The organism is Sodalis sp. RH24 (assembly GCF_047324145.1).
GTDB lineage: Bacteria > Pseudomonadota > Gammaproteobacteria > Enterobacterales > Enterobacteriaceae > Acerihabitans.
This window is the reverse complement of record NZ_CP178729.1, coordinates 1,880,418-1,903,660: the sequence shown is the minus strand read 5'-3', so window position 1 is coordinate 1,903,660 and position 23,243 is coordinate 1,880,418. Positions and strand designations below refer to the sequence as shown.

Here is a 23,243-nt window from a genome sequence, read left to right as displayed (position 1 = left end):
CGTGGCGAGGTTGCAATAATAGTGTACTCAGGGAGCGCTCAGCGCAACTGGCTGTCTTTACTTCCCCGGCGGTTATAGCCACTGTGGGCCAGCTGTTTTTTATCTTGTTCGGACTGGCAATGCACGCACAGCTGCACACCGGGCAACGCCGCGCGCCGCGCCTGCGGAATAGGTTCGCCGCACTCCTGGCAATGATGGGCGCTTTCTCCTTGCAGCAAAGCGCTGCGCGCCCGCTGCACCGCGTCGTTGATGGTGGAATCGATTTGATCTTGTACCGCGCCTTCCGGCGCCCAGCCGCTTGCCATGGGATCGCTCCTCCCGTTAAGCCGGTGTGAAAAGTCAAAAAAGCCGGCAAGGTCATTACGCTGCCGGCTTTTGCTGCATTCAACTGATTAGCCGGCGCTAGTGCATCGCACCCACCGGCGAAGCAAGGTATTATTCGATATTAGACTCGATAAACCACAAGAATTTATCCAGATCGCGCGAAGCGGCGGTCAAGATATCAGCAGTATCTTCGTCGTCTTCTGCTTCGGAAATCGCCTTGCGGGTGTCGTTCGCCACCACGCCATAACGATCCGCCAGCGCTTTCAGATGATCCTGAACGCTGTGGATATTGGTCGGATAGCTGGTCAGCGGGGTCTTGTCATTGGTGACCTGTACGGTACCCAAGGCGACGCCGCCTAGCTGGACCACGCGTTCGGCGATGGTGTCCTGATGATCCTGGATAACGGTACGGAAACCATCAAGCATTTCGTGTACCGCGATAAAATTCGCGCCGCGCATGTTCCAATGGGCTTGCTTGGTGATCAGCGCCAGGTCGACATACTCGATCACCAGACGGTTTAACAGCGCGATACTGGAGACCTTGACCGACTCTTCCAGATCGTTACGCGTATAAATAAGTTCGGAAGATTTCGTTTTAACCAGTTTAGCGGTACTCATCATTAATCATCCTCTTAATTGATCATTATTAATTTCGTTCAGGCATAAAGTATAACAGCGTTTCGCAATCCTGCATCCTATCACTCATATCGCCGATACCTCTCAGTGTCGCCACCGCTGAACGCATTAAACAGCTTAGCAGGATAAAAGACATCAACCATGAGAGTACTCCCGGCATCACAACCGCGTTTTGTTGTTTCGGGCCGGTAATACAAATGGTTTTCATTTAAAATAATGCCTCTAATAATTATTATAGCAAAAAGTCTCTGGTTCAGCACAGCGTGCCGCAGAAACAGGCGCTGAAAATCAGGCAGAACGGCTGTGAAAGGAGATGCATTTTGTGTTCCAAAATGCCGTAATAACATAATTAAATAGTAGTGGCGGTTTTTATGAGCAGAAAATATGAGGGCGGCGACATGAGTTGTGAAAAAAAATCACGCGCATTGCACGATAGTGGTCTATTTTTTAGTCATTCAGTTCGGATTAATCTGGATATGTTGTAAGGATACGTAAAGTCTGATTTGTGACATATAGCACAAAACATAAGTAAAATGAATGGGATAGAAAGCTTTGAAAACTTATGTTACACGATACGTTTACTTGGACAACATTTATTAAGCAGAGTTTCGTGCTACTTTTTGTTATATTTTCATGGTTAGGACGTAAATTCACATTTGAGGTGGTTATGAACAAAATTGCATGTCTTTCAGCGTTAGCTTGTGTATTGGCAGTAGCGGCGGGTTCGGCGACTGCGGGCGAAAGCACCGTTTCCGCGGGTTATGCCCAAGGTGATATGCAGGGCGTCATCAACAAGGCATCGGGTTTTAACCTGAAGTACCGTTATGAAATGGATGATAGCGCGCCTTGGAGCATGATCAGCTCCTTCACCTACCTGGAAAAGAACCAGGCTGAACAAGGCACCTACGAAAAAGGCACTTACTACGGCATCACCGCCGGTCCGGCTTACCGCATTAACGATTGGGCCAGCGTATACGGCGTAGTCGGCATGGGCGTGGGCCAATTTACCGACAACGCGCAAGACGGCCGCGATTCACACCGCACCAGCGACGTTGGCGTAGCATACGGCGCAGGCTTGCAGTTCAACCCGATGGAAAATGTCGCGTTTGACGTTTCCTACGAACAAAGCCGCATCCGCAGCGTAGACGTTGGCACCTGGATCGCAGGCGTTGGTTACCGCTTCTAATTTCCCTTCTGCGATCGGGCGGCGCCGGTTTTCCGGTTAACGACCCCGGTGTGGACATGATAAGCATGGCTGAGCATTTCAGCCATGCTTTTTTTTATCCCGGCCGCGCCCTCCCTACTTGGGCAGCGACACTTGTCCCGTATCGCCCATCCACCCTCCGGCCCGTATCAGGGCGCGCATGCTGTTCATAGCGCCGCTGCGTTTTTATATTCTTCCTGCCGCCAGAGCAGTATTTTAAAGAAGGGCAATGGTGAGCCGGGAATAATGGGCTATGGCATGCCACACCGCTATAGTGTCTCTCTTTTATCCTGCCTGACGGGACGCCCTTATTTATCGGTTATGCATTATTAGCGGTCGCCCTGGCGGGATGCTGGCGAAATGACACTGTATTTATCCTGCTCGGCGGGTAAATAAGGTATACCCTTATGATATGACAACCCTGATATTTATTGATGATGTTAATATGACAAAATATTAAATCAAATAATAATGCCTTATATTGGTTAGCGGGCCGAAAGAGGCGCGTAAGTTGCGGCCATCAGGGGCCGTTTTGCCGGCCGCGAACGCGGGCCGCGGTGCGCCAATCGGGCTCGGGGCCGCGTCGGGCACGCCAATTTTAATGCTTATGGCCATGGGTGCACACAGAGAGAGCAATTTTACAGCGGAGTGTGGCATAATGTGGTTAATGTCACGTTTTTAATGAAGAGTACCTCCTTTTGCTAATCTGTAACAACATCACCATGCAATTCGGTAGCAAACCGCTATTCGAAAATATTTCCGTAAAATTTGGCGGCGGCAATCGCTACGGCCTGATTGGCGCCAACGGCTGCGGTAAATCCACCCTGATGAAAATCCTGGGGGACGACCTGGTGCCCAGCGGCGGCCATGTCAGCCTTGACCCGAATGAACGCCTGGGCAAGCTGCGCCAGGATCAGTTTGCCTTTGAACAGTATACCGTGCTTGATACCGTCATCATGGGCCATGCCGAGCTCTGGGCGGTGAAAGAAGAGCGCGACGCCATCTACGCCATGGCCGAGATGAGCGAGCAGCAGGGCTATCGGGTTGCCGATCTCGAAGTTCTGTACGGCGAGATGGATGGTTATACCGCCGAGGCGCGCGCCGGTGAGCTTCTGTTGGGCGTCGGCATTCCTCTTGAGCAGCATTACGGTCCGATGAGCGAAGTGGCGCCTGGCTGGAAACTGCGCGTGCTGCTGGCGCAGGCGCTGTTCGCCAATCCGGATATTCTGCTGCTTGACGAACCTACCAATAACCTGGATATCAATACCATCCGCTGGCTGGAGCAGGTATTGAACGAGCGCAACAGCACCATGGTCATTATTTCCCATGACCGGCACTTCCTGAATATGGTCTGCACCCATATGGCGGATTTGGATTACGGTGAACTGCGCATCTATCCCGGCAATTACGACGATTATATGACCGCGTCCACCCAGGCGCGCGAACAGCTGATGTCCGGCAACGCCAAGAAAAAGGCGCAGATTGCCGAATTGCAGTCCTTTGTCAGCCGCTTTAGCGCCAATGCGTCCAAATCACGCCAGGCAACCTCCCGCGCCCGCCAGATTGAAAAAATCAAGCTGGACGAGGTGAAGGTGTCCAGTCGCCAGAATCCATTTATCCGCTTCGAGCAGGATAAAAAATTGTTCCGCAACGCCCTGGAAGTACAGCAGCTGACCCAGGGTTATGACGGCCAGCCGCCTCTGTTCAGTAAAATAAACCTGATGCTGGAAGTGGGCGAAAAGATGGCGGTGCTCGGTCCCAACGGCATCGGTAAAACCACCCTGCTGAAAAGCCTGGTGGGCGAGCTGCCGCCGGTGGGCGGCACCATCAAGTGGTCCGAGAACGTCAGCATCGGTTATTATGCCCAGGATCATTCCAGCGAGTTCACCGAAAACATTAACGTGTTTGACTGGATGAGCCAATGGAAACAGCCCAGCGACGACGAACAGGCGGTGCGCAGCATCCTTGGCCGGTTGCTGTTCAGCCAGGACGATATCAATAAACCGGTCAGCGTCTTATCCGGCGGCGAAAAGGGCCGCATGATGTTCGGCAAGCTGATGATGGAAAAACCCAATATCCTGCTGATGGACGAACCCACCAACCATTTGGATATGGAATCCATTGAGTCGCTGAACTCGGCGCTGGAACTGTACCAGGGGACGCTGATATTTGTGTCCCATGACCGCGAATTCGTCAGTTCGCTGGCGACGCGCATCCTGGAATTAACGCCGGAAAAAGCGATAGATTTCAGCGGTAACTATGAAGATTACCTGCGCAGCCAGGGTTTAAACTAAGCTGATGACGGTTTAAACGCCGTTTTAAGCGCCGGCCCTGGTTGCGCGGGGCCGTTCCATTTCTCCTATTGCCGCGCAGTGTTCGCCGGAGCAACGCCGCCCGCGCCAAACGCGATTTCCCTCTCAGCCGGGCGACGCCGTCCCACACACGGCGCAATGCGGATCCCGCGGCAGCACCATCTCCCGAAACTGCAGCGTCATGGCGTCATACATGACCAGCCGGCCGGCCGGCGGCTTGCCGAACCCTGTCAGCAGCTTGATAGTCTCCATGGCCTGCAACGAGCCGATAATGCCCACCAACGGCGCCATCACGCCGGATTCCGCGCAGGTGAGGCTGCCTGCGCCGAACAATCGGCTCAGGCAGCGATAGCAGGGTTCGCCGGGCTGGTAGGTAAAGACGCTGATTTGCCCCTCCATACGGATCGCCGCACCGGACACCAGCGGCGTCTGGCGGGTGAAACACAGCCGGTTGAGCTGCTCGCGCGTCGTCACGTTATCGGTGCAATCCACCACGACGTCATGCTGCGCGATAAGCTCGGTCAGCGACTCGTCGTCCAGGGCGGCGTTGCGCGTGGCGATAGTGACATGGGGGTTAACCGACGCCAGGGCAAGGGCGGCGGAATCGACTTTAGCCATGCCGATGCGCCGATCGTCGTGCAGTATCTGGCGTTGCAGATTGGACAGCGCCACAATGTCGAAATCCAGCAGGGTGAGCTGTCCTATGCCCGCGGCAGTGAGATACAGCGCCGCGGCGCAGCCCAGCCCGCCCAGGCCCACCACCAGCGCACCCGCGTTTTTCAGCCGTTCCTGGCCGTCAAAATCAAAGCCGCGCAGCATGATTTGCCGGTTGTAGCGCAGCATTTCCGCATGAGTTAATTCGTCCGCCACGGTCCGGCCCTATGATAACAACAGATGATTAAAGGGTTCGATATCCACCCATTCGCCCACGGCCACGTCATCCTGCTCGGCCGGCAGCACGATAAAACAGTTGGCGGCGCTGAAGGAGCTGAAAACATGGGATCCCTGCGCGCCGGTGCCGGCGACCTCGATATCGCCGCGGGGCGTGGTATGGAACACGCCGCGCTGAAAATCCATCCGGCCGGGCGTTTTTTTAAGCCGCGTCAGCGTTCTGGCGCGCAGCCGGGCGGGTAACCGCCAGTGCGCCCGCCCGGCGAGCCTGGCTATCAGCGGCTGCACCAACTGGTAAAACGTCACCGCCGCCGACACCGGATTGCCCGGCAGACCGCAGAACCAGGCGTGCTCCAGACGGCCGAAGGCAAAGGGTTTGCCGGGTTTCATCGCCAGTTTCCAGAAGCTGATTTCACCCAGTTCTTCAAGGATGGTTTTGGTATAGTCCGCTTCACCCACCGACACGCCGCCGCTGGTAATCACCAGGTCGGCCCGGCTGTCCGCCTGGCGGAATGCGGCGCGCAGGGCCTGGGCGTCATCGGCGATAATGCCCAGATCGATAACCTCGCAGCCCAGCTGGCGCAGCATCAGGCGTACGGCGAACCTATTGGTGTCGTGGATTTGCCCGGCGGCCAGGGGCGCCCCTATGGGCTGTAATTCGTCGCCGGTGGAAAACAGCGCCACCCGTGGCCGTCGCACCACGTTGATGTCCGCTATGCCCAGCGACGCCAGCAGCGGCAGCTCGCTCACCCCCAATGCGCGACCGGCGGACAGGACCTGGTCACCCAGGCGGATATCGTCGCCGATACGGCGAATATTCTGTCCCGGTTTTACCGGGGCGGTAAAACACACCCCATCGCCGGATAATTCGGCCTGCTCTTGCATTATTACCGCCTCCGTCCCGGGGGGAACGGGCGCGCCGGTCATGATGCGCACCACGCTCCCCGGCGGCCAATCGGCCGCGAAGGGCTTGCCGGCAAACGCTTTACCGGCTACCGGCAGCGGCGCGCCGGCGGCGATATCGGCCAGGCGCACCGCATACCCGTCCATGGCGGAATTATCAAACGGGGGAACGTTTACCGGGGAAATTACCGCGGCGGCGGTGATGCGCCCGGCGGCGTCGGTCAGCGCCAGCGTTTCGCGTTCGGCGAGCGGCCCGACCCGGGAAAGCATTTTTTCCAGCGCCTGTTCAAGCGTAAGCAGGGACGAATTCAAGGATGCCATATCAACTCCTGTAGCGTCGGCCGTTAATCCAGCGGCCGGAAGGGCAAGTATGCCGTGGCTTATTATGCCAGAAAACCTATGCCAAAAAATAAGGCGGGGAAGTAAATGCGCAAGGGATTGGCTTTGCCGCTTTTTAGCTAAGCTTAAGCGGCGATTTTACCTAACGAAAGGCCATTATTGTTGATGCCGTCAATAGTGACATTTCCGCTTTACACTGGCGGGCTGGGTTAATATAGTCAAAAATAATAACTAAATAGTTCTATGTCACATTTATTTAATTAACAACTAAAGATTGTCCGGGGCCTTCGCTGCTTCGCCAGCCGGACGCCCCGTCCCTTGACCACCGATTGCAGGGTACGTTATTTGATGAGCAAAGCAGTCATAGTTATCCATGGCGGCGCCGGCGCCATTGCGCGCCAGGCCATGAGCACCGAGAAAGAACAGCACTATCGCCAGGCGCTGGCCGGTATCGTCGAGCGCGGACAGGCTATCCTGGCGGCGGGCGGCGCCGCCCTCGACGCGGTGACCGAGGCTGTGCGCCTGCTTGAGGAGTGCCCTTTGTTCAACGCCGGCAAGGGCGCGGTGTTTACCCACCAGGGCGGTCATGAGCTCGATGCCAGCATTATGGACGGCCACACGCTTGCCGCCGGCGCCGTATGCGGCGTGACCCATATTCGTAATCCCATCCTCGCCGCCCGCGCGGTGATGGAGCACAGTGCGCATGTGATGTTTACCGGCGATGGCGCGGAAGCCTTTGCGTTTGCCCGCGGCCTGGAGCGGGTGGAACCGGAATTTTATTATACCGCCGAACGCTACGCCCAACTGCAGCGCGCCCTGGCCGATGACGCCGGCGCCATTCTCGATCATGATGCCCCGTCAGGCGGCGATCCCCTGGATCCGGACCGAAAATTCGGCACCGTGGGCGCGGTGGCCTGCGATAGTTTCGGCCATCTGGCGGCGGCCACCTCCACCGGCGGCATGACCAACAAACAGACCGGCCGGGTGGGAGACTCGCCGATTATCGGCGCCGGATGCTATGCCGATAACGCCACCGCCGCCATCTCCTGTACCGGCAGCGGTGAAGTGTTTATGCGCGGCGTGGCCGCTTATGACGTGAGTGCGCGCATGGCGTACGGCGGACTGTCGCTCCAGGAAGCCGCCGGGCAGGTGATTTTCGATAAGATCCTGGCTCTTGGCGGCTCCGGCGGGCTGATTGCGGTGGATGCTGCGGGCAACGTGGCGCTGCCGTTCAATAGCGAAGGTATGTACCGCGGCGTCGGTTATGTCGGCGCTACGCCCGATATCGGCATCTACCGCTGATGGTCGATCCTATGGCAACAGGACGCCATCCGGTTCCGTCACCGGCGGCAGCGCCCGGTTTACCGGAGGAACAGGTATTGTCGGTGCGTGACCTGAGCGTGCATTTTTCCCATGAAGGCCAGCGCATCGAGGCGGTGCGGCGTATTTCATTTACCATCAACCGCGGCGAGACCCTGGCGATTGTCGGCGAGTCCGGCTCCGGAAAGTCGGTCACCGCCTTATCGATTATGCGGCTGGTGGAGCTGGGCGGCGGCCGGGTGGACAGCGGCGTCATGCTGTTTCGTCGCCGTGGCGGCGAGGTGCTTGATCTGGCCCGGGCCGGACAATCCACGTTGCGGGGCCTGCGCGGCGCCGATATGGCGATGATTTTCCAGGAGCCGATGACGTCGCTGAATCCGGTGTTTCCGGTGGGCGAGCAGATAGCCGAATCCATCCGCCTGCATCAGGGCAAAGACCATCGCAGCGCCCGGCAGGAGGCGCTGCACATGCTGGATCTGGTGCGCATTCCCAACGCCGCAAGCATGCTCGATCGCTATCCCCATCAACTCTCCGGCGGCATGCGCCAGCGGGTGATGATTGCCATGGCGCTGTCGTGCAAGCCGGCGCTGCTGATTGCCGATGAGCCCACCACCGCCCTGGATGTGACTATCCAGGCGCAAATCCTGCAGTTGATCCGCACCCTGCAGCGTGAAATGCAAATGGGGGTGATGTTTATCACCCATGATATGGGCGTGGTGGCCGAAATGGCCGACCGGGTGCTGGTGATGTATCAGGGCAATGATGTGGAGTCGGCCCCGGTCGACACGCTGTTCGCCCACCCCCGTCACCGCTATACCCAGGCTTTGCTGGCGGCGGTGCCGAAGCTGGGTTCGATGGCCGACAGCGATTTCCCGGCGAAATTTCCGCTGCTCAACCCACAGGACGCCGCGCCTGCGGATATCGAGGCCGCGGCCAGGGCGCCGGATTCTCCCGCGCTAAGCGCGGCCAAGGGGCAAGATACCGTGCCGCCGCGCGCCGCGCCGATTTTGCAGGTCAAGGATTTGGTCACCGGTTTTGATATCCGCGGCGGTATTTTCAACCGTGTCCGGCGCCGGGTGCACGCGGTGGAAAAAGTCAGTTTCTCCTTGTATCCCGGCGAAACCCTGGCGCTGGTGGGCGAATCCGGCTGCGGAAAATCCACGACAGGCCGCTCGCTGCTGCGCCTGGTGGAGAGCCAGAGCGGCGATATTATTTTCAACGGCCGGTCGATTACCGCGCTCACGGGACATGAATTGCAGCATCTGCGCCGCGATATCCAGTTTATTTTCCAGGATCCGTACGCCTCGCTCGATCCCAGGCTCACCGTCGGTTATTCGATTATGGAACCGCTGCTGGTGCACGGCGTAGCGCAGGGCCAGGAAGCGCAACGGCGGGTGGAAACGTTACTGACGCGGGTAGGGCTGCTGCCCGAACATGCCCAGCGTTATCCCCACGAGTTTTCCGGCGGCCAGCGCCAGCGTATCTGTATCGCCAGGGCGCTGGCGCTTAATCCTAAGGTGGTGGTGGCCGATGAATCGGTCTCGGCGCTGGATGTCTCGATACAGGCGCAGATCATTAACCTGATGCTCGATTTGCAACGTGAATTCGGCATTGCCTTTTTGTTTATTTCCCACGATATGGCCGTGGTGGAGCGGGTCAGCCATCGGGTGGCGGTCATGTATCTGGGGCAAATCGTCGAGATCGGACCCCGTCGCCAGGTTTTCGCCAACCCGCAGCATCCTTATACCCGCAAATTAATGTCGGCGGTGCCTGTTCCCGATCCCACGCGCCGCCGGCCGGAACATGCTTTACTGGTAGATGAGATTCCCAGCCCCGTCAGGGCGCTGGGAGATGAACCAATCGTTGCGCCGTTGGTTAAGGTCGGGGAGGGGCACTATGTGGCCCGTCATCCGATCGGCGGCGCCTACTGACAGGGATATTCTTGGAGAGTGCAACCTTATGATAAAAAACACGGTTAAGCGTAATATGCTTATCGCCTCGGCGGTGATGGGCGCGTTGGCATCGGTACCGGCCTGGGCGGCCAAGGACGCGGTGATTGCAGTGGGTTCCAACTTTACCAGCCTGGACCCGTATGACGCCAATGATACCCTGTCGCAGGCGGTGGCCAAGTCGTTCTACCAGGGGCTGTTTGGCTTCGATAAGGATATGAAGCAGGTTAACGTATTGGCGGAAAGTTATCAGGCCAGCGCCGACGGCCTCACCTATACCATCAAGCTGCATAAAGGCGTGAAGTTCCAGGACGGTACTGATTTTAATGCCGAAGCGGTCAAGGTGAACCTGGATCGCGCCAGCAATCCGGACAACCATCTCAAGCGCTACAATCTGTTCAAAATGATCGACAAGACCGAGGTGGTCGACCCGTTAACGGTAAAAATTACGCTGAAAACGCCGTTCTCGCCGTTTATCAATAATTTGTCCCATCCGGCGGCGGCGATGATTTCCCCCGCGGCACTGCAAAAATACGGCAAGGAAATCGGCTTTCATCCGGTGGGCACCGGCCCATACGAATTTGAGGTGTGGAACCAGACCGATTTTGTCAAAGTGAAGCGTTTTGACGGCTACTGGCAAAAAGACGCCGCCAAGCTCGACAGCATCACCTGGCGACCGGTGGTGGACAACAATACCCGCGCGGCGATGCTGCAAACCGGCGAAGCCAATTTTGCCTTCCCGGTCCCTTACGAACAGGCGGCCTTACTGGCAAAAAGCACGAAGCTGGATGTGGTGTCGGCGCCCTCCATCCTGCAGCGCTATATCAGCCTGAATGTAACGCAAAAGCCGTTTGACGACGTCAGGGTGCGCCAGGCCGTGAACTACGCCATTAATAAAGACGCGCTGATCAAAGTCGCCTATGCCGGTTATGCTGTGCCCGCCGAAGGGCCGCTGCCCGCAGGCATTGATTATGCGGTTAAATATAAACCCTGGCCCTACGATCCGGCCAAGGCGCGCGAACTGCTGAAGGAAGCCGGTTATCCGGATGGGTTCACCACCACTCTGTGGTCATCGCACAATACCAGCACCTTCCAGAAGGCGCTGCAGTTTACCCAGCAACAGCTGGCCCAGGTGGGGATTAAAACCACCGTTACCGCCATGGATGCCGGCCAGCGCGCGGCCCAGGTCGAGGCCAAAGGGGTGAACGAAACCGGCGTGCGCATGTTCTATACCGGCTGGTCCGCGTCCACCGGCGAGGCCGACTGGGCCCTGACGCCGCTGTTCGCCAGCACCTCCGCGCCGCCTGCCATCTTCAATACCGCCTTTTACAGTAATCCGCAGGTGGATAAAGATTTGACCGAGGCGCTGAAAACCACCGACCGCGCCGAGAAAACCCGGTTGTATAAAGACGCGCAGGATAAAATCTGGGCTGACGCACCCTGGGTATTCCTGCTGACGGAAAAAATGCTGTACGCGCGCAGCAAGAATCTGACCGGTTTTTATGTCATGCCGGACAGTTCATTTGATTTCACCCACGCTGATATGAAATAACCCGGCAGAATGCTGAATTATTTTATTAAGCGCTTATTGGGGCTGATCCCGACCCTGCTGATCGTCGCGGTGCTGGTGTTCCTGTTTGTCCACCTGCTGCCGGGCGATCCGGCCAGGCTGGCGGCGGGGCCGAACGCCGATGCCTCGGTGGTGGCGCTGGTGCGCCAGGATTTGGGGCTGGACCGGCCCTTGCCGGAGCAGTTTGTCCATTTTATCTCCAATGCCGTGCGTGGCAATTTCGGCACCTCGCTGGTGTCGAAACGGCCGGTCAGCGCCGAGATAAGCTCGCGGTTTATGCCCACATTCTGGCTGACCGTCGCCAGTATGGCGTGGGCGGTGATTCTGGGCATGGCGCTGGGCATCGTTTCGGCGGTATGGCGTAACCGCTGGCCGGACCGCATCGGCATGACGCTTGCGGTCTCGGGGATTTCTTTTCCCGCCTTTGCGCTGGGCATGCTGCTGATGCAGGTATTTTCCGTCGGTCTGGGCTGGCTGCCCACCGTGGGCGCGGACACGCCGCGGCATTATATCCTGCCCGCCATTACTCTCGGCGCGGCGGTGGCATCCATCATGGCGCGTTTTACCCGCGCCTCTTTTGTCGAGGTGATGCAGGAAGACTATATGCGCACCGCCCGGGCCAAGGGCGTGGGCGAATTCTGGGTGGTGGTAAAACATGGCCTGCGCAACGCTATGATTCCGGTGGTGACCATGATGGGCCTGCAGTTTGGTTTTCTGCTGGGCGGTTCGATCGTGGTGGAGGCGGTATTTAACTGGCCGGGACTGGGACGTTTGCTGGTGGATTCGGTGGAGATGCGCGATTATCCGGTGATACAGGCCGAGGTACTGCTGTTTTCGCTGGAATTTATCATTATTAATTTACTGGTGGACATGTTATATGCGGCAATCAATCCGTCTATCCGGTATCAGTAAGGACCGGCGATGAAATTCTGGCGACGAAACGCCGCCCTGGCGGCGATGCCGGTGCTTAATCCTCATCGCGTGCGCACGCCGTGGAGCGAGTTCTGGCGGCGCTTTAAACAGCAGCCGCTGGCGCTGGCGGCCGGGGTATTTGTGCTGCTGCTGATAATCAGCGCGTTATTGGCGCCCTGGCTGGCGCCGTTTGACGCGGAAAACTTTTTTGATTATGACCGGCTTAACGAAGGGCCGTCGGCCATGCACTGGCTGGGGGTGGATTCCCTGGGGCGCGATATTTTCAGCCGTATCCTGATGGGCACGCGCATTTCGCTGGCGGCGGGCTTTTTTTCCGTCTTGCTCGGCATGGTCATCGGCACGGTGATGGGCCTGGTGGCCGGGTTTTATGAAGGCTGGTGGGACCGGCTGATTATGCGGATCTGCGACGTGCTGTTTGCCTTTCCGGGTATTTTGCTGGCTATCGCCGTGGTGGCGATTATGGGCAGCGGCATGGCGAATGTGATTATCGCCGTGGCGATTTTCAGCATTCCGGCGTTTGCCAGGCTGGTGCGCGGCAATACGCTGGTGCTCAAGCACCAGACCTTTATTGAATCGGCGCGCAGTATCGGCGCGTCGGACCGCACCATCCTGCTGCGCCATATTCTGCCGGGGACGATGTCTTCCATCGTGGTGTATTTTACCATGCGTATCGGCACCTCGATTATCACCGCCGCCAGTTTGTCATTTCTGGGGCTGGGCGCGCAGCCGCCGATGCCTGAATGGGGGGCGATGCTAAATGAGGCGCGGGCGGATATGGTGACGGCGCCGCATATTGCCATTTTCCCGAGCCTGGCGATTTTTTTGACGGTGCTGGCGTTTAATTTGCTGGGGGATGGGTTGAGGGATGCGCTGGATCCGAAGTTAAAGAATTAAGGAGAAGGGTGCCCTGGCGGGGGCCGCGTGCGCTTTTTGGCTTTTACTGGTGGTGCTGATGGGGTGGGTTTGCGAGGCGGAGGCTTCGTTTGCCGGAGTGGGGTTGTCAACGGGTGAGGTGGGGATTTCGCTTGCTGGAGTGGGATGTCTGCGGGTGAGGTGGGGATTTCGTTTGCCGGAGTGGGATGTCTGCGGGTGAGGTGGGGATTTCGTTTGCCGGAGTGGGGTTGTCAACGGGTGAGGGGGGCGCTTGCCGGAGTGGGATGTCTGTGGGTGAGGTGGGGATTTCACTTGCCGCGGGCGGCGGTGTTTTATGGTGCCCCGTGCGGGCAAGCGACGAGGGGCCGGCAGTCGCCCCGGCCCCCTCGACCCCCGGGCTACCGGCAGATCGCACGCCGCTGCGCGGTGCCTTCCGTCCCGGCTCCCGCCCTGCGGCCCGCACGGCACGCGCTCCCGGCGCGGGCCTAAGCTCTCACCGCATCCCTGCGGCTCGTCCGGTCGTGAACCGTGCCGTCAGCGTGCTTGATGCCGGTCCAACGTCAACGTCAAAATCAACGACCAAGTCAACGTCAAAATCAACGACCAAGTCAAAGTCAATGTCAAAATCAACGACCAAGTCAAAATCAAAATCAAAGTAAAAATCAAAGTGAAGGTGAAGGTCAAAAGCAGGTGGCAATAGAAAATGGCACTATCTATAGCAAGAGCCAGTGCCAAAAATAAATGCCATTGGCAGAAGCGACAGTCAATGATAAAAGCAACTGCCACGGACCATTACCCGCAGTGCCAATCCTTCCCTATTTCCCATCCCAGGCATCAATTCTCTCCTCCCTGATCTTCACCTTGCCCTCATCATTCACCTTAAAGTAATCCTGCGCCATGCCCCCCTCCCAATCGCCATAGCTGGGATTGGGCAGCACAATATATTTGCGCCCGAATTCCTCCTGGTGACGGTTAACAAAATCCCGCCGTTGGGTATTCAGTTTATGATAGGTCTCGCCGCTGAAATCATTCAGGTTATCGCCGACATACACCACGATATCATAGCCCTGTTTTTCCACCGCCGCGAAACGCTCAACCTTATTGGAGCTGCCGCCGGTAGGTTTCAATAATACTGTTTGCGGGCTGACGTCGGCAAAACCCAACGCCTTGAGATTATCCACCGTGGCGGTGTAGTCAGCCTGCGCGCGGTTGGAGACATAAAAAATACGACCGCCGTGCTCCAGCACATAGTGGGAGAACGCCACCGCGCCCGGCAGCGCCTTGGCCTCGCGCGCCTGGTTCCATTTGCTCCAGGTAGCGTCGGTAAAGGGCTGGTGATGCTTGATCTGCCAGCCGGCGTAGGCGCTGTTATCGATCATGGTCTCATCCAGATCCACCACCACCGCCTTCTTCAGGCCGGGGCGGGCCTTGGCTTGGATAAATGCCGTTTCGGCGGTATTAAAAGCCTGGTAGGACAGGGCGCTGATTTCGCCCGATTGCTGCATCCAGTTAACGGCAAATACCGTTTGTTCCGTGAGCTTTTGCTGTGCCGTCTCAGGCGCGGCGGCTTGCTGATGAGGAGCGCAGCCGCTTAGCAGCAGGCTGAGGGTCAAAGCGGCGAACCCGCATTTTACAGTATGCATTGTTTCTCCTTGTCGTATTCCGAAACTGTCTATGACTCAACCCATCGAAGCGGGTAATCTCAGTGTTGTCTGGCAGGGGGTATCAATTTTCAAGATAACTTAGTTATTTATAAATTAATAACATGCAATTTATTAATTATGAAACTAAAAACATCGTGCGATTGGGCACGGGAACCACGCGAGGGAATAACGGTAATGTCAGTAAGTGTAAATCCGGCGGTGATTTATCGCGCAACCGGCGGGTCATTTCTACGCTTAAGGGGAACGATAAAATGGAGAGAACACCATGCGTTGGATAACACCTCTGCTGCTGTCGGCCGGCCTGGCGTTTTTCAGCGGCCGGCTCATGGCGGCGGAACTTCAGGTCACCCAATTGCTCACGGGTATGGATCACCCCTGGTCCCTGGCATTTTTGCCGCGGGACGGCGGTATGTTGATTACCGAACGACCGGGACGGCTACGCTACTGGCAGCCCGGCCAGCCCCTTTCGGCCCCCATCGCCGGCGTGCCAAAGGTCTACGCCCACGGCCAGGGCGGGCTGTTCGATGTGGTCCTGGCCCCGGATTTTGCACAGTCGCGGCGCATTTATCTTAGCTATGCCGAAGCGGGCAAAGACGACGCGGGGACGGCGGTCGGGTATGGCCGTTTATCGGAAAATAACCAGCAACTGACCGATTTTAAAGTGATTTTCCGCCAGCAGCCCAAACTGTCCAGCGGCGAGCATTTTGGCGGACGGCTGGTATTTGACCGGCAAGGATTTCTGTTTATCAGCCTGGGCGAAAATAATCGCCGCCCCACGGCGCAGGATATGACCAAACACCAGGGCAAAATCGTCCGTTTAACCGCCGATGGCGAAATACCGCCGGATAATCCTTTTGTCCACGACGATAATGCCCGTCCGGAAATCTGGTCCCTGGGGCATCGCAATCCGCAGGGAATGGCATTAAATCCCTGGACCGGCGTCATCTGGGAGAATGAACATGGCCCTCAGGGGGGCGATGAAGTGAATATCATCGCCAAAGGCGCTAACTTTGGCTGGCCGATCGCCACTTACGGCATTAATTACTCGGGTTTGAAAATCCCCGAAGCGCAGGGCGGTGTGGTCGCGGGCACGGTGCAACCCGCCTGGTATTGGCAAAAATCGCCGGCGATAAGCGGTATGGCGTTCTATAACGCCGATCGATTTCCGCAGTGGAAGAACTCGCTGTTTATCGGCGCATTAAAACAACAGGCGTTAATCAGACTGACGCTAAAGGGAGACGTTGTGAAGTCTGAACAACGCTTGCTGGAAGATCGCCATGAGCGCATCCGCGATGTGCGCGTGGGTCCCGACGGTTTCGTCTACGTGCTCACCGACGAGCGGGACGGTAAATTACTCAGGCTTGGGCTGGAATAACCAGCGGCCTGATAGCCGATGGCTGGGGTCTTTTGAACGGCGTAACGCACGCATGGCGGGCAACGGCCGCCACGGGGATCGGGCCCTTCCGGCCGGGCCCGCATCGCGTCATCATGCCGGCCGGGGGCGGCAGGCCCGGGTTAGCTCAGCGGCAGCATGACCCGCGTCTTGAAGGCATGACGGGAAGAAATGGCGTCATACCAGGTTTGCAGATGGGTACGTGGTTTGCGCTCGATATCAAGCGTAAACCAGTTATACGCCAGGCATCCGATGGGAATGTCGCCGATGCCGAATTTTTCCCCGGAAAAATAGGGGTGCTTTTCCAGAGCGGTTTCAGCGATATCCAATAATTCCTCGCATCGTTTAATGCCGTTTTCTATCAATTGTTTATCACGCTTGGCCGGTGGCGTGCGGATAAGATTGATATACACCGGCTGTAACGCCGGCGACAGGCTGGATAACGTCCAGTCCATCCATTTTTCGGAGGCGGCGCGTACCGCCGCATCCGCTAATAGCCACTGGTCCTGGCCGAATTTTGCCGCCATATAGCGTACGATGGTATTGGATTCCCAGAGCACCAAATCGTTATCATCATCCTGCAGGCAGGGCACCAGGCCGTTGGGATTTAACGCCAGGAACAGCGGATCCTTGTTTTTACCGTATTCGCCGCCAGCCGGTATTACGTTGAACGCCAGTTCAAGTTCCGCGGCGCACCACAGTACTTTTTTCACGTTCACTGAATTCTCACGACCCCAGATTGTCAACATTGCGCCTTCTCCGTTATATTTTTCTAAATAGTTGGGCAATCTTCAGCGTGGCCTAACAGGGGGTTATGCCGTAAAAAAACCGGTTTACCTGCTCCGCCTTTTATCGCCGTATTAAGCCTGATTTTAGCGCATAAAAAGAAAATGAGCTTTTCCCGGACATATCTTCATGGTTTAACCGGTCTTCATAAATTATAACCTGTAAACTATTGCGCTAATTGATAATTATCTAAACATGCATCTTTAAACGATATTTTGTTTCAAAAAAAAATAGCGCGGCAAGAATCCGCGATGTCCGCCTGGGAATTATGCTTTAATCTTGGGTTTTACGGCCATTGGCCGGGTCCATTCATTTAGGGAAAGGTATCGTTATGACAGTGATAAAAATCGTGCGCGCGGTTTTATCCGTAGGGCTGTTTGCCCTGGGGTTGCAATTGGCCCAGGCGAACAGCGATCCAAAAACCATTGTCTTCGGCGTCGCGCCGGGTCCTTATGGGGATATGGTGAAGCAGGCCATCAAGCCTGAGCTGGTAAAAAAAGGCTATACGGTGGAGGTGCGGGAGTTCAGCGACTATGTGCAGCCGAATATGGCATTGGCCAACGGCAGTATTGACGCCAATCTTTTCCAGCATACGCTGTATCTGGAAAAGTTTGCCGCCGACAAAAACCTGAAGGTGAGTAAACTTATCACCGTGCCCACCGCCAGCATGGGTTTCTATTCGCATAAAATCACTGCTATCCGCGAGCTCAAGAAGGGCGATATCATCACGCTATCAAATGATCCCACCAACCTGGCGCGCGGCCTGCGTTTTCTGGAAAAACTGGGTCTGATTAAAATCAAGGCGGATATCGACCCCACTAAAGCCTCCGAACGCGATATCGCCCTGAATCCGCGCGGCCTGGTATTCAAGCCGCTGGAGGCCGCCCAGTTGCCGCGCACCCTTGACAGCGCCAGCGGCGCGCTGGTCAACGGCAACTTTGCCATTGCCGCGGGCCTGAAGATGTCATCGGCCCTGGCGCTGGAAACGCTGGATGAAAATCTGAAAAATGTCATTGCGGTACGCACCGACGATTTGGATAAACCTTTTGTCAAAGACATCAAGGCCGCGGTGGAATCGCCGGCGTATGCTGCGGTGATTAACCAACCCGGCTCGATGTTCAGCCAATTCCAGAAACCCGAATGGATGCAGGCCGCCCCCCAGGTTAAACCCTGACCAAGCCCCTGCCGGCACTCTTGTCCGGCAGGCGGTTTTCCGCTTTGGATGTGATTTTGGAGTATGCGGATAATGATTCAGTTAGACCATATCAGCGTGGATTTCCCCCAGGGAAAGCAACCGGGCGCCCGCGCGGTGGACGACGTCAGCCTGCGGGTTAAACGTGGTGAAATCTACGGTATCGTCGGCGCCAGCGGGGCGGGCAAAAGCACGCTGCTGCGCACCATCAACCTGCTCCAGCGGCCAAGCGCCGGCGAGGTTATCGTTAACGACGTCCGGGTCAGTGCGCTTTCCGGCGGCGCGCTGCGCCGGCAACGGCAAAAAATCGGCATGATTTTCCAGCATTTTAACCTGATGCATACGCGCACGGTGGCGGCGAACGTCGCCTTCAGCCTGCGGGCGGCCGGCAAATCCTCCGGTGACATCGCCCGGCGGGTACCGGAAATCCTGGCGCTGGTGGGCCTGGCCGATAAGGCGGCGGCCTTCCCGGCACAGCTTAGCGGCGGGCAAAAACAGCGGGTCGGCATCGCGCGCGCCATCGCTAACCAGCCTGAGGTGTTGCTGTGTGACGAGCCGACCTCGGCGCTGGATCTGGAAACATCGGCATCGATACTGACACTGCTTAAGGAAATCAATGTCCGCCTCGGCATTACCATTGTATTGATTTCCCATGAAATGACGGTCATCAAGACCATCTGCGACCGCGTGGCGGTGATGACCGGGGGGAAAGTGGTGGAGGAAGGGGCGGTTTTTGACATTTTCGCCACGCCCCGGCACGAATTTACCCGGCAACTGGTTTCGCATACCTTTAATCTGGAGCTGCCGCCCCGCTTAATGCAGGATTTACGCGGTACCCTGTTGAAAATATTGTTTGTTGGCGCCTCCGCCGAGCAGCCGGTGCTGTCGGATGTCGCCACGCGTTTCGGCGTGTCGGTGAATATCCTGCACGGAAAAATTGAGTATATCGGCTACCGCGCGTTGGGCGTGCTGGTGGCGCTGTTAACCCATCCCACCCGGCCGGAACAGGTTGCCCTGGCGGTCACCTATATCCAGGAAAATACCGCGCGCGTGGAGGTGCTGCATGGCTGATTTATGGCTCGATCTTTTTGCCGCGTTTGGCGAAACCTTCCAGATGGTGGGGATCGCCACGCTGTTTGCCATTATCGGCGGCCTGCCGCTGGGCTTTCTCATCTATGTCACCGACCGCCATCTGTTCTGGCAAAACCGCGCCCTCTATCTTAGCGGCACGGTGCTGGTAAATATCATCCGTTCGATACCCTTTGTCATTCTGCTGGTGCTGCTGCTGCCGTTAACGCAATTGTTGCTGGGCAACACCATCGGGCCCATCGCCGCGGCCGTGCCGTTATCCGTGGCGGCCATCGCGTTTTATGCCCGTCTGGTGGATGGCGCGCTGCGCGAAGTGGATCCCGGCATTGTCGAGGCTGCCGAAGCCTTTGGCGCCAGCCCGATGCGCATCATCTGCACGGTGTTATTACCGGAGGCGCTGGCGGGTCTATTACGCGGGTTGACCATCACCCTGGTCAGCCTTATCGGCTATTCCGCCATGGCGGGGATTGTCGGCGGCGGCGGGGTGGGCGATCTGGCCATCCGTTTTGGTTATTACCGCTACGAAACCAACGTCATGATCATTACCGTGGTGGCGCTGGTTATTTTAGTCCAGATAGTCCAGGTGTTGGGCGACGCCCTGGCACAACGCGCCGACCGGCGCAGTAAACGCTAAACCGCCGCCCGCCGTCAGGCGGCGGTAAGATAAAAAAATGTAAAAAGAGCTGAAAATTGATCGCCGTTGCGGCAAAGTTGAACTGTTTCGCATAGACTTAATGTGTTTGCACGGCTGACAAACCAGCACACAAATTTAAAACGGGTATGATGATCAGGAACATCGCTATGTTTATGGTTTTGCCCATCATCCCAAGGTATGGCTTTGTCATCAAACTCTGTTGGGATCTCTACCGTGAGTAACGCGGTTACCATTGTTGAAGGGATACTCTGGCCACGCCATGAAGAATGACATTTTTCCACAAAAAAAAACCACCCTGACCCTGGGCGCACTGCTGGTGCTGGCCCTCATCCCCGCAGCCCGGGCCGATACGCCGCCCGCCGCGCCGGAAGTAAACGCCAAGGCGTTTATCCTGATGGATTATCAAAGCGGCAAAGTGCTGGCGGAGTCAAATGCCGATCTGCGTCTCGACCCCGCCAGCCTGACAAAAATCATGTCCAGCTATGTGATTGGGCAGTCCCTGAAGGCCAAAAAAATCACGGAGCAGGATAAAGTCACCATCGGCAAGGATGCCTGGGCCACGGGTAACCCGGTACTGCGCGGTTCGTCGCTGATGTTCCTGAAGCCCGGAGAGCAGGTCTCCGTGGCGGATCTGAACAACGGGGTGGTGATCCAGTCGGGCAACGATGCCAGTATCGCCCTCGCGGATTATGTCGCCGGCAGTCAGGATGCGTTTGTCAGCCTGATGAACAAATATGTCGACGTCATGGGATTAAAAAATACCCATTTCCTCACCGTGCATGGGCTGGATGCCGAAGGGCAATACAGCACCGCGCGGGATATGGCGATCATCAGCCAGGCGCTGATTCGGGATGTCCCGGACGAATATGCCCTGCATAAACAAAAAGAATTCACCTATAACAAGATTAAACAGCTCAACCGCAACCGGCTGTTATGGAACAGCAATCTCACCGTGGACGGCATCAAGACCGGTTATACCGATGGCGCGGGCCATAACCTGGTGGCGTCGGCTATCACCCCTGGCGGCATGCGGCTGATTTCGGTGGTGCTGGGCGCGCCCACCGACGGGGTGCGTTTTCGCGAGAGCGAAAAAATCCTCACCTGGGGCTTCAATTTTTATGAAACGCTGACGCTGATTCCCGCCGGCAAACCCTTTACCCGCCAGCGGGTCTGGTTCGGCGATCGCAGTGAGGTGGACTTGGGCGTGGCGCAGGATGCGTCTGTTACCTTGCCTAAAGGCCAGATGAAAAACCTGAAGGCGTCATTTACCCTGGCGTCTCCTCATCTTGAGGCGCCGCTGGCTCGCCACCAGGTGGTAGGAACCATTGATTTTCAACTGGACGGCAAGGTTGTCGAACAACGCCCGCTTGTGGTGCTCGATGAAGTGCAGAAAGGCGGCTTTTTCCGCAACATCTGGGATTGGATCCTGCAGACCATACACGGCTGGTTTGGCAAATAGGCCGTCTCGTCTTCCGTTATTATGATGCCTCCCAGCGGGAGGCATTATCCCACCTTATTCCAGCAGCTTATACAGAATCGCCGACAGCGCGATAAAGCCTATGGCCCAAACAAAATAATTGCTGGCCGCGCCGCGATAGCGGGCCATGGCCGGCACCTTGGCTATGGCATACATGGGCAGCAGAAAAAGCAGCATGGCGATAATCGGGCCGCCCAGCATTTCAATAATACCCAGGATGCTGGGGTTGATGGTCGCCACCAGCCATGTCGACGCCAGCATAAACAGCCCCGTCAGCCGGTGCAGTGTAACCTCATGGACGGTTCTGCCCGGCTTGCGCAGCGCCTTATCCAGCAGGCTGATAAAGCCCTCGCTGGCGCCGAGGTAATGGCCGAGGAAGGATTTGGTTATCGCGACAAACGCCACGACCGGCGCCAAAAAACCGATAAAGGGATTGTTGAAGTGATTGGCCAGGAAGGACAGGATGGAGATATTTTGCGTTTTGGCGTGCGCCAGGTCCTGGGGCGAGAGGCTAAGGACGCAGCTGAAAACGAAAAACATCACCGTCAGCACCATCAGGATGTTGCTGTATAATAAAATGCGCGAGCATTTTTGCTCGGCGTTATCGCCGTATTCCTTTTTTTTCGACATGGCGAAGGCGGAAATGATGGGTGAATGGTTAAACGAGAATACCAGCACCGGCACCGCCAGCCACAGGGTATGCCATAACCCGCCGTTTCCTGTGCCGCGAAGCGGCAGGGCGGTATGGAAAATGTCGGTGCTCCAGTGGGGCATCAGGAACGCGCCCAGGAACAACAGCACCGCGACAAAGGGAAATACCAGCATACTCATGACCTTGACGATAATCTCTTTACCCAGGCGGATGACGGTCATCAGGCCCATGATCAAGATCAACGACAGCAGCGCGCGCGGCGGCGCGGTAAGGTGCAATTGATGGGTAATAAAACTGTCGACGGTATTGGTGATGGCGACGCCGTAGACCAGCAGAATGGGGTAAATGGCAAAAAAATAAAGCAGGGTAATCACCTGGCCCGCCCGGGCGCCGAAGTGTTGCTCAATCACGTCGGTAATATCCCGGCACGCGCCGTCGCCCGACAACACCAGGCGGCATAAAGCGCGATGGGCGAAAAAGGTCATGGGGAACGCAATCAGCGCCATGATGATCAGCGGCACCAGGCCCCCGATACCCGCATTGATGGGCAAAAACAGCACCCCGGCGCCGATAGCCGTGCCATAAAGCCCCATCATCCAGACAGCATCCGTTTTGCTCCAGGATGCCGACGCGGTCCGATGGGCCAGTGTTTCCGTGGTGGCTTGAGTTGTATCCATTATATCTCCAAAAAACAAAGCGGAACGAATAATATATAAACTGCAAAGGCTTATTACATAGCCGCTTTTATTGCAATAGCAGTTACGAAAAACAGTAAGAGCGAGTCATCAGGTAAATAATATTGGGCGGTGAGATCAGATGGACATAATATAGAATTTGTTCGGGATATTCATGCGCTATGTTGATTTTTTTGATCTAAGTCGATTATTTAATGGTGCAGTACGGGTTAGGTTAATGCGTAATAATAATAACTCCTGCTATAATATTTGTAATGGTTCATTAACGTTAAAGTTATCTAACGCTTTAATATAATAATATTTTTTGGCATCGGCGGCGTTTTTTTCGACCTGCCGCCGTCATGAGATTAATGCCTGCCCAATAGCCTGCACCCCTATAACGCTAT

At 56.5% G+C, this 23,243-nt stretch carries 19 protein-coding genes; 12 read left to right on the top strand and 7 right to left on the bottom strand.

All coding sequences use genetic code 11. From position 1 onward, the window contains the following. Window positions 1-38: 38 nt before the first annotated feature. Entirely contained in the window at window positions 39-305 is a 267-nt protein-coding gene (locus ACL2XG_RS08735) for a DksA/TraR family C4-type zinc finger protein (RefSeq protein ID WP_410015957.1), read from the bottom strand. A gap of 130 nt (window positions 306-435) precedes the next feature. Next, window positions 436-942, bottom strand: coding sequence for a DNA starvation/stationary phase protection protein Dps (gene dps / locus ACL2XG_RS08730; protein ID WP_410016595.1), 507 nt, complete (start codon window positions 940-942; stop codon window positions 436-438). A gap of 685 nt (window positions 943-1,627) precedes the next feature. On the opposite strand from dps, the gene ompX reads away from it, so the two are divergent. Then, complete coding sequence (ompX, locus tag ACL2XG_RS08725; protein ID WP_410015956.1) at window positions 1,628-2,146, top strand: outer membrane protein OmpX; 519 nt, start codon at window positions 1,628-1,630, stop codon at window positions 2,144-2,146. A 716-nt stretch (window positions 2,147-2,862) separates the two neighbouring features. Further along, a complete protein-coding gene (locus tag ACL2XG_RS08720; RefSeq protein WP_410015955.1) occupies window positions 2,863-4,458 on the top strand; it encodes an ABC-F family ATPase in 1,596 nt (531 codons plus the stop codon). A 123-nt stretch (window positions 4,459-4,581) separates the two neighbouring features. On the opposite strand, the gene moeB is transcribed toward ACL2XG_RS08720, so the two are convergent. After that, on the bottom strand, window positions 4,582-5,346 hold the full coding sequence (gene moeB / locus ACL2XG_RS08715; protein WP_413722359.1) for a molybdopterin-synthase adenylyltransferase MoeB: 765 nt from the start codon (window positions 5,344-5,346) through the stop codon (window positions 4,582-4,584). Window positions 5,347-5,355: 9 nt separating this feature from the next. Then, window positions 5,356-6,591 carry a molybdopterin molybdotransferase MoeA gene (moeA, locus tag ACL2XG_RS08710; protein ID WP_413722360.1) on the bottom strand — a complete coding sequence of 412 codons (1,236 nt, stop codon included), beginning with the start codon at window positions 6,589-6,591 and terminating at the stop codon, window positions 5,356-5,358. Window positions 6,592-6,957: 366 nt separating this feature from the next. Here moeA and ACL2XG_RS08705 point away from each other — a divergent pair, with 366 nt between their 5' ends. Genes ACL2XG_RS08705 through gsiD form a run of 5 tightly spaced genes read left to right on the top strand, consistent with a single transcriptional unit; the run spans window position 6,958 to window position 13,275 of the window. Continuing rightward, window positions 6,958-7,911, top strand: coding sequence for an isoaspartyl peptidase/L-asparaginase family protein (locus tag ACL2XG_RS08705; protein WP_413722361.1), 954 nt, complete (start codon window positions 6,958-6,960; stop codon window positions 7,909-7,911). Window positions 7,912-7,922: 11 nt separating this feature from the next. Continuing rightward, window positions 7,923-9,860 (top strand): dipeptide ABC transporter ATP-binding protein, encoded by a 1,938-nt coding sequence (locus ACL2XG_RS08700; RefSeq protein WP_413722362.1) that lies wholly within the window; start codon window positions 7,923-7,925, stop codon window positions 9,858-9,860. A 28-nt stretch (window positions 9,861-9,888) separates the two neighbouring features. After that, a complete protein-coding gene (gsiB, locus tag ACL2XG_RS08695; RefSeq protein WP_410015950.1) occupies window positions 9,889-11,430 on the top strand; it encodes a glutathione ABC transporter substrate-binding protein GsiB in 1,542 nt (513 codons plus the stop codon). 9 nt (window positions 11,431-11,439) lie between these two features. After that, window positions 11,440-12,360: a glutathione ABC transporter permease GsiC gene (gene gsiC, locus ACL2XG_RS08690; protein WP_413722363.1), complete on the top strand. Its 921-nt coding sequence runs from the start codon at window positions 11,440-11,442 to the stop codon at window positions 12,358-12,360. A gap of 9 nt (window positions 12,361-12,369) precedes the next feature. Next, window positions 12,370-13,275 carry a glutathione ABC transporter permease GsiD gene (gsiD, locus tag ACL2XG_RS08685; RefSeq protein ID WP_413722364.1) on the top strand — a complete coding sequence of 302 codons (906 nt, stop codon included), beginning with the start codon at window positions 12,370-12,372 and terminating at the stop codon, window positions 13,273-13,275. A gap of 794 nt (window positions 13,276-14,069) precedes the next feature. Here the strand turns inward: gsiD and ACL2XG_RS08680 are convergent. Next, window positions 14,070-14,897 (bottom strand): 5'-nucleotidase, lipoprotein e(P4) family, encoded by an 828-nt coding sequence (locus ACL2XG_RS08680; protein ID WP_413722365.1) that lies wholly within the window; start codon window positions 14,895-14,897, stop codon window positions 14,070-14,072. Between the two features lie 286 nt (window positions 14,898-15,183). Between ACL2XG_RS08680 and ACL2XG_RS08675 the strand changes: the two genes are divergently transcribed. Continuing rightward, complete coding sequence (locus ACL2XG_RS08675; RefSeq protein ID WP_413722366.1) at window positions 15,184-16,293, top strand: PQQ-dependent sugar dehydrogenase; 1,110 nt, start codon at window positions 15,184-15,186, stop codon at window positions 16,291-16,293. 140 nt (window positions 16,294-16,433) lie between these two features. Here ACL2XG_RS08675 and ACL2XG_RS08670 read toward each other — a convergent pair whose 3' ends face one another. Further along, complete coding sequence (locus ACL2XG_RS08670) at window positions 16,434-17,060, bottom strand: glutathione S-transferase family protein (protein ID WP_410015945.1); 627 nt, start codon at window positions 17,058-17,060, stop codon at window positions 16,434-16,436. A 368-nt stretch (window positions 17,061-17,428) separates the two neighbouring features. Here ACL2XG_RS08670 and ACL2XG_RS08665 point away from each other — a divergent pair, with 368 nt between their 5' ends. From ACL2XG_RS08665 to ACL2XG_RS08650, 4 genes are all read left to right on the top strand, one after another. Then, window positions 17,429-18,271, top strand: a complete 843-nt coding sequence (locus ACL2XG_RS08665) for a MetQ/NlpA family ABC transporter substrate-binding protein (protein WP_413722367.1) — start codon at window positions 17,429-17,431, stop codon at window positions 18,269-18,271. A 72-nt stretch (window positions 18,272-18,343) separates the two neighbouring features. Beyond that, window positions 18,344-19,360, top strand: a complete 1,017-nt coding sequence (locus ACL2XG_RS08660; protein ID WP_413722368.1) for a methionine ABC transporter ATP-binding protein — start codon at window positions 18,344-18,346, stop codon at window positions 19,358-19,360. Continuing rightward, window positions 19,353-20,012: a methionine ABC transporter permease gene (locus tag ACL2XG_RS08655; protein WP_410015942.1), complete on the top strand. Its 660-nt coding sequence runs from the start codon at window positions 19,353-19,355 to the stop codon at window positions 20,010-20,012. The genes ACL2XG_RS08660 and ACL2XG_RS08655 overlap by 8 nt, the downstream gene beginning before the upstream one ends. Before the next feature lie 280 nt (window positions 20,013-20,292). After that, a complete protein-coding gene (locus ACL2XG_RS08650; RefSeq protein ID WP_410015941.1) occupies window positions 20,293-21,492 on the top strand; it encodes a serine hydrolase in 1,200 nt (399 codons plus the stop codon). Window positions 21,493-21,546: 54 nt separating this feature from the next. On the opposite strand, the gene ACL2XG_RS08645 is transcribed toward ACL2XG_RS08650, so the two are convergent. Then, window positions 21,547-22,839: a serine/threonine transporter gene (locus ACL2XG_RS08645; RefSeq protein WP_410015940.1), complete on the bottom strand. Its 1,293-nt coding sequence runs from the start codon at window positions 22,837-22,839 to the stop codon at window positions 21,547-21,549. Between the last annotated feature and the right edge of the window lie 404 nt (window positions 22,840-23,243).

What these genes read in the sequence shown, in the direction of transcription:
- ompX (WP_410015956.1), top strand. Translation starts at nt 1,628, where the DNA reads ATGAACAAAATTGCATGTCTTTCAGCGTTAGCTTGTGTATTGGCAGTA.
- ACL2XG_RS08665 (WP_413722367.1), top strand. Translation starts at nt 17,429, where the DNA reads ATGACAGTGATAAAAATCGTGCGCGCGGTTTTATCCGTAGGGCTGTTT.
- ACL2XG_RS08735 (WP_410015957.1), bottom strand. Translation starts at nt 305, where the DNA reads ATGGCAAGCGGCTGGGCGCCGGAAGGCGCGGTACAAGATCAAATCGAT.
- dps (WP_410016595.1), bottom strand. Translation starts at nt 942, where the DNA reads ATGAGTACCGCTAAACTGGTTAAAACGAAATCTTCCGAACTTATTTAT.
- gsiC (WP_413722363.1), top strand. Translation starts at nt 11,440, where the DNA reads ATGCTGAATTATTTTATTAAGCGCTTATTGGGGCTGATCCCGACCCTG.
- gsiB (WP_410015950.1), top strand. Translation starts at nt 9,889, where the DNA reads ATGATAAAAAACACGGTTAAGCGTAATATGCTTATCGCCTCGGCGGTG.
- ACL2XG_RS08660 (WP_413722368.1), top strand. Translation starts at nt 18,344, where the DNA reads ATGATTCAGTTAGACCATATCAGCGTGGATTTCCCCCAGGGAAAGCAA.
- ACL2XG_RS08655 (WP_410015942.1), top strand. Translation starts at nt 19,353, where the DNA reads ATGGCTGATTTATGGCTCGATCTTTTTGCCGCGTTTGGCGAAACCTTC.
- ACL2XG_RS08675 (WP_413722366.1), top strand. Translation starts at nt 15,184, where the DNA reads ATGCGTTGGATAACACCTCTGCTGCTGTCGGCCGGCCTGGCGTTTTTC.
- ACL2XG_RS08705 (WP_413722361.1), top strand. Translation starts at nt 6,958, where the DNA reads ATGAGCAAAGCAGTCATAGTTATCCATGGCGGCGCCGGCGCCATTGCG.
- ACL2XG_RS08700 (WP_413722362.1), top strand. Translation starts at nt 7,923, where the DNA reads ATGGCAACAGGACGCCATCCGGTTCCGTCACCGGCGGCAGCGCCCGGT.
- ACL2XG_RS08680 (WP_413722365.1), bottom strand. Translation starts at nt 14,897, where the DNA reads ATGCATACTGTAAAATGCGGGTTCGCCGCTTTGACCCTCAGCCTGCTG.
- ACL2XG_RS08645 (WP_410015940.1), bottom strand. Translation starts at nt 22,839, where the DNA reads ATGGATACAACTCAAGCCACCACGGAAACACTGGCCCATCGGACCGCG.
- ACL2XG_RS08650 (WP_410015941.1), top strand. Translation starts at nt 20,293, where the DNA reads ATGAAGAATGACATTTTTCCACAAAAAAAAACCACCCTGACCCTGGGC.
- moeA (WP_413722360.1), bottom strand. Translation starts at nt 6,591, where the DNA reads ATGGCATCCTTGAATTCGTCCCTGCTTACGCTTGAACAGGCGCTGGAA.
- gsiD (WP_413722364.1), top strand. Translation starts at nt 12,370, where the DNA reads ATGAAATTCTGGCGACGAAACGCCGCCCTGGCGGCGATGCCGGTGCTT.
- ACL2XG_RS08670 (WP_410015945.1), bottom strand. Translation starts at nt 17,060, where the DNA reads ATGTTGACAATCTGGGGTCGTGAGAATTCAGTGAACGTGAAAAAAGTA.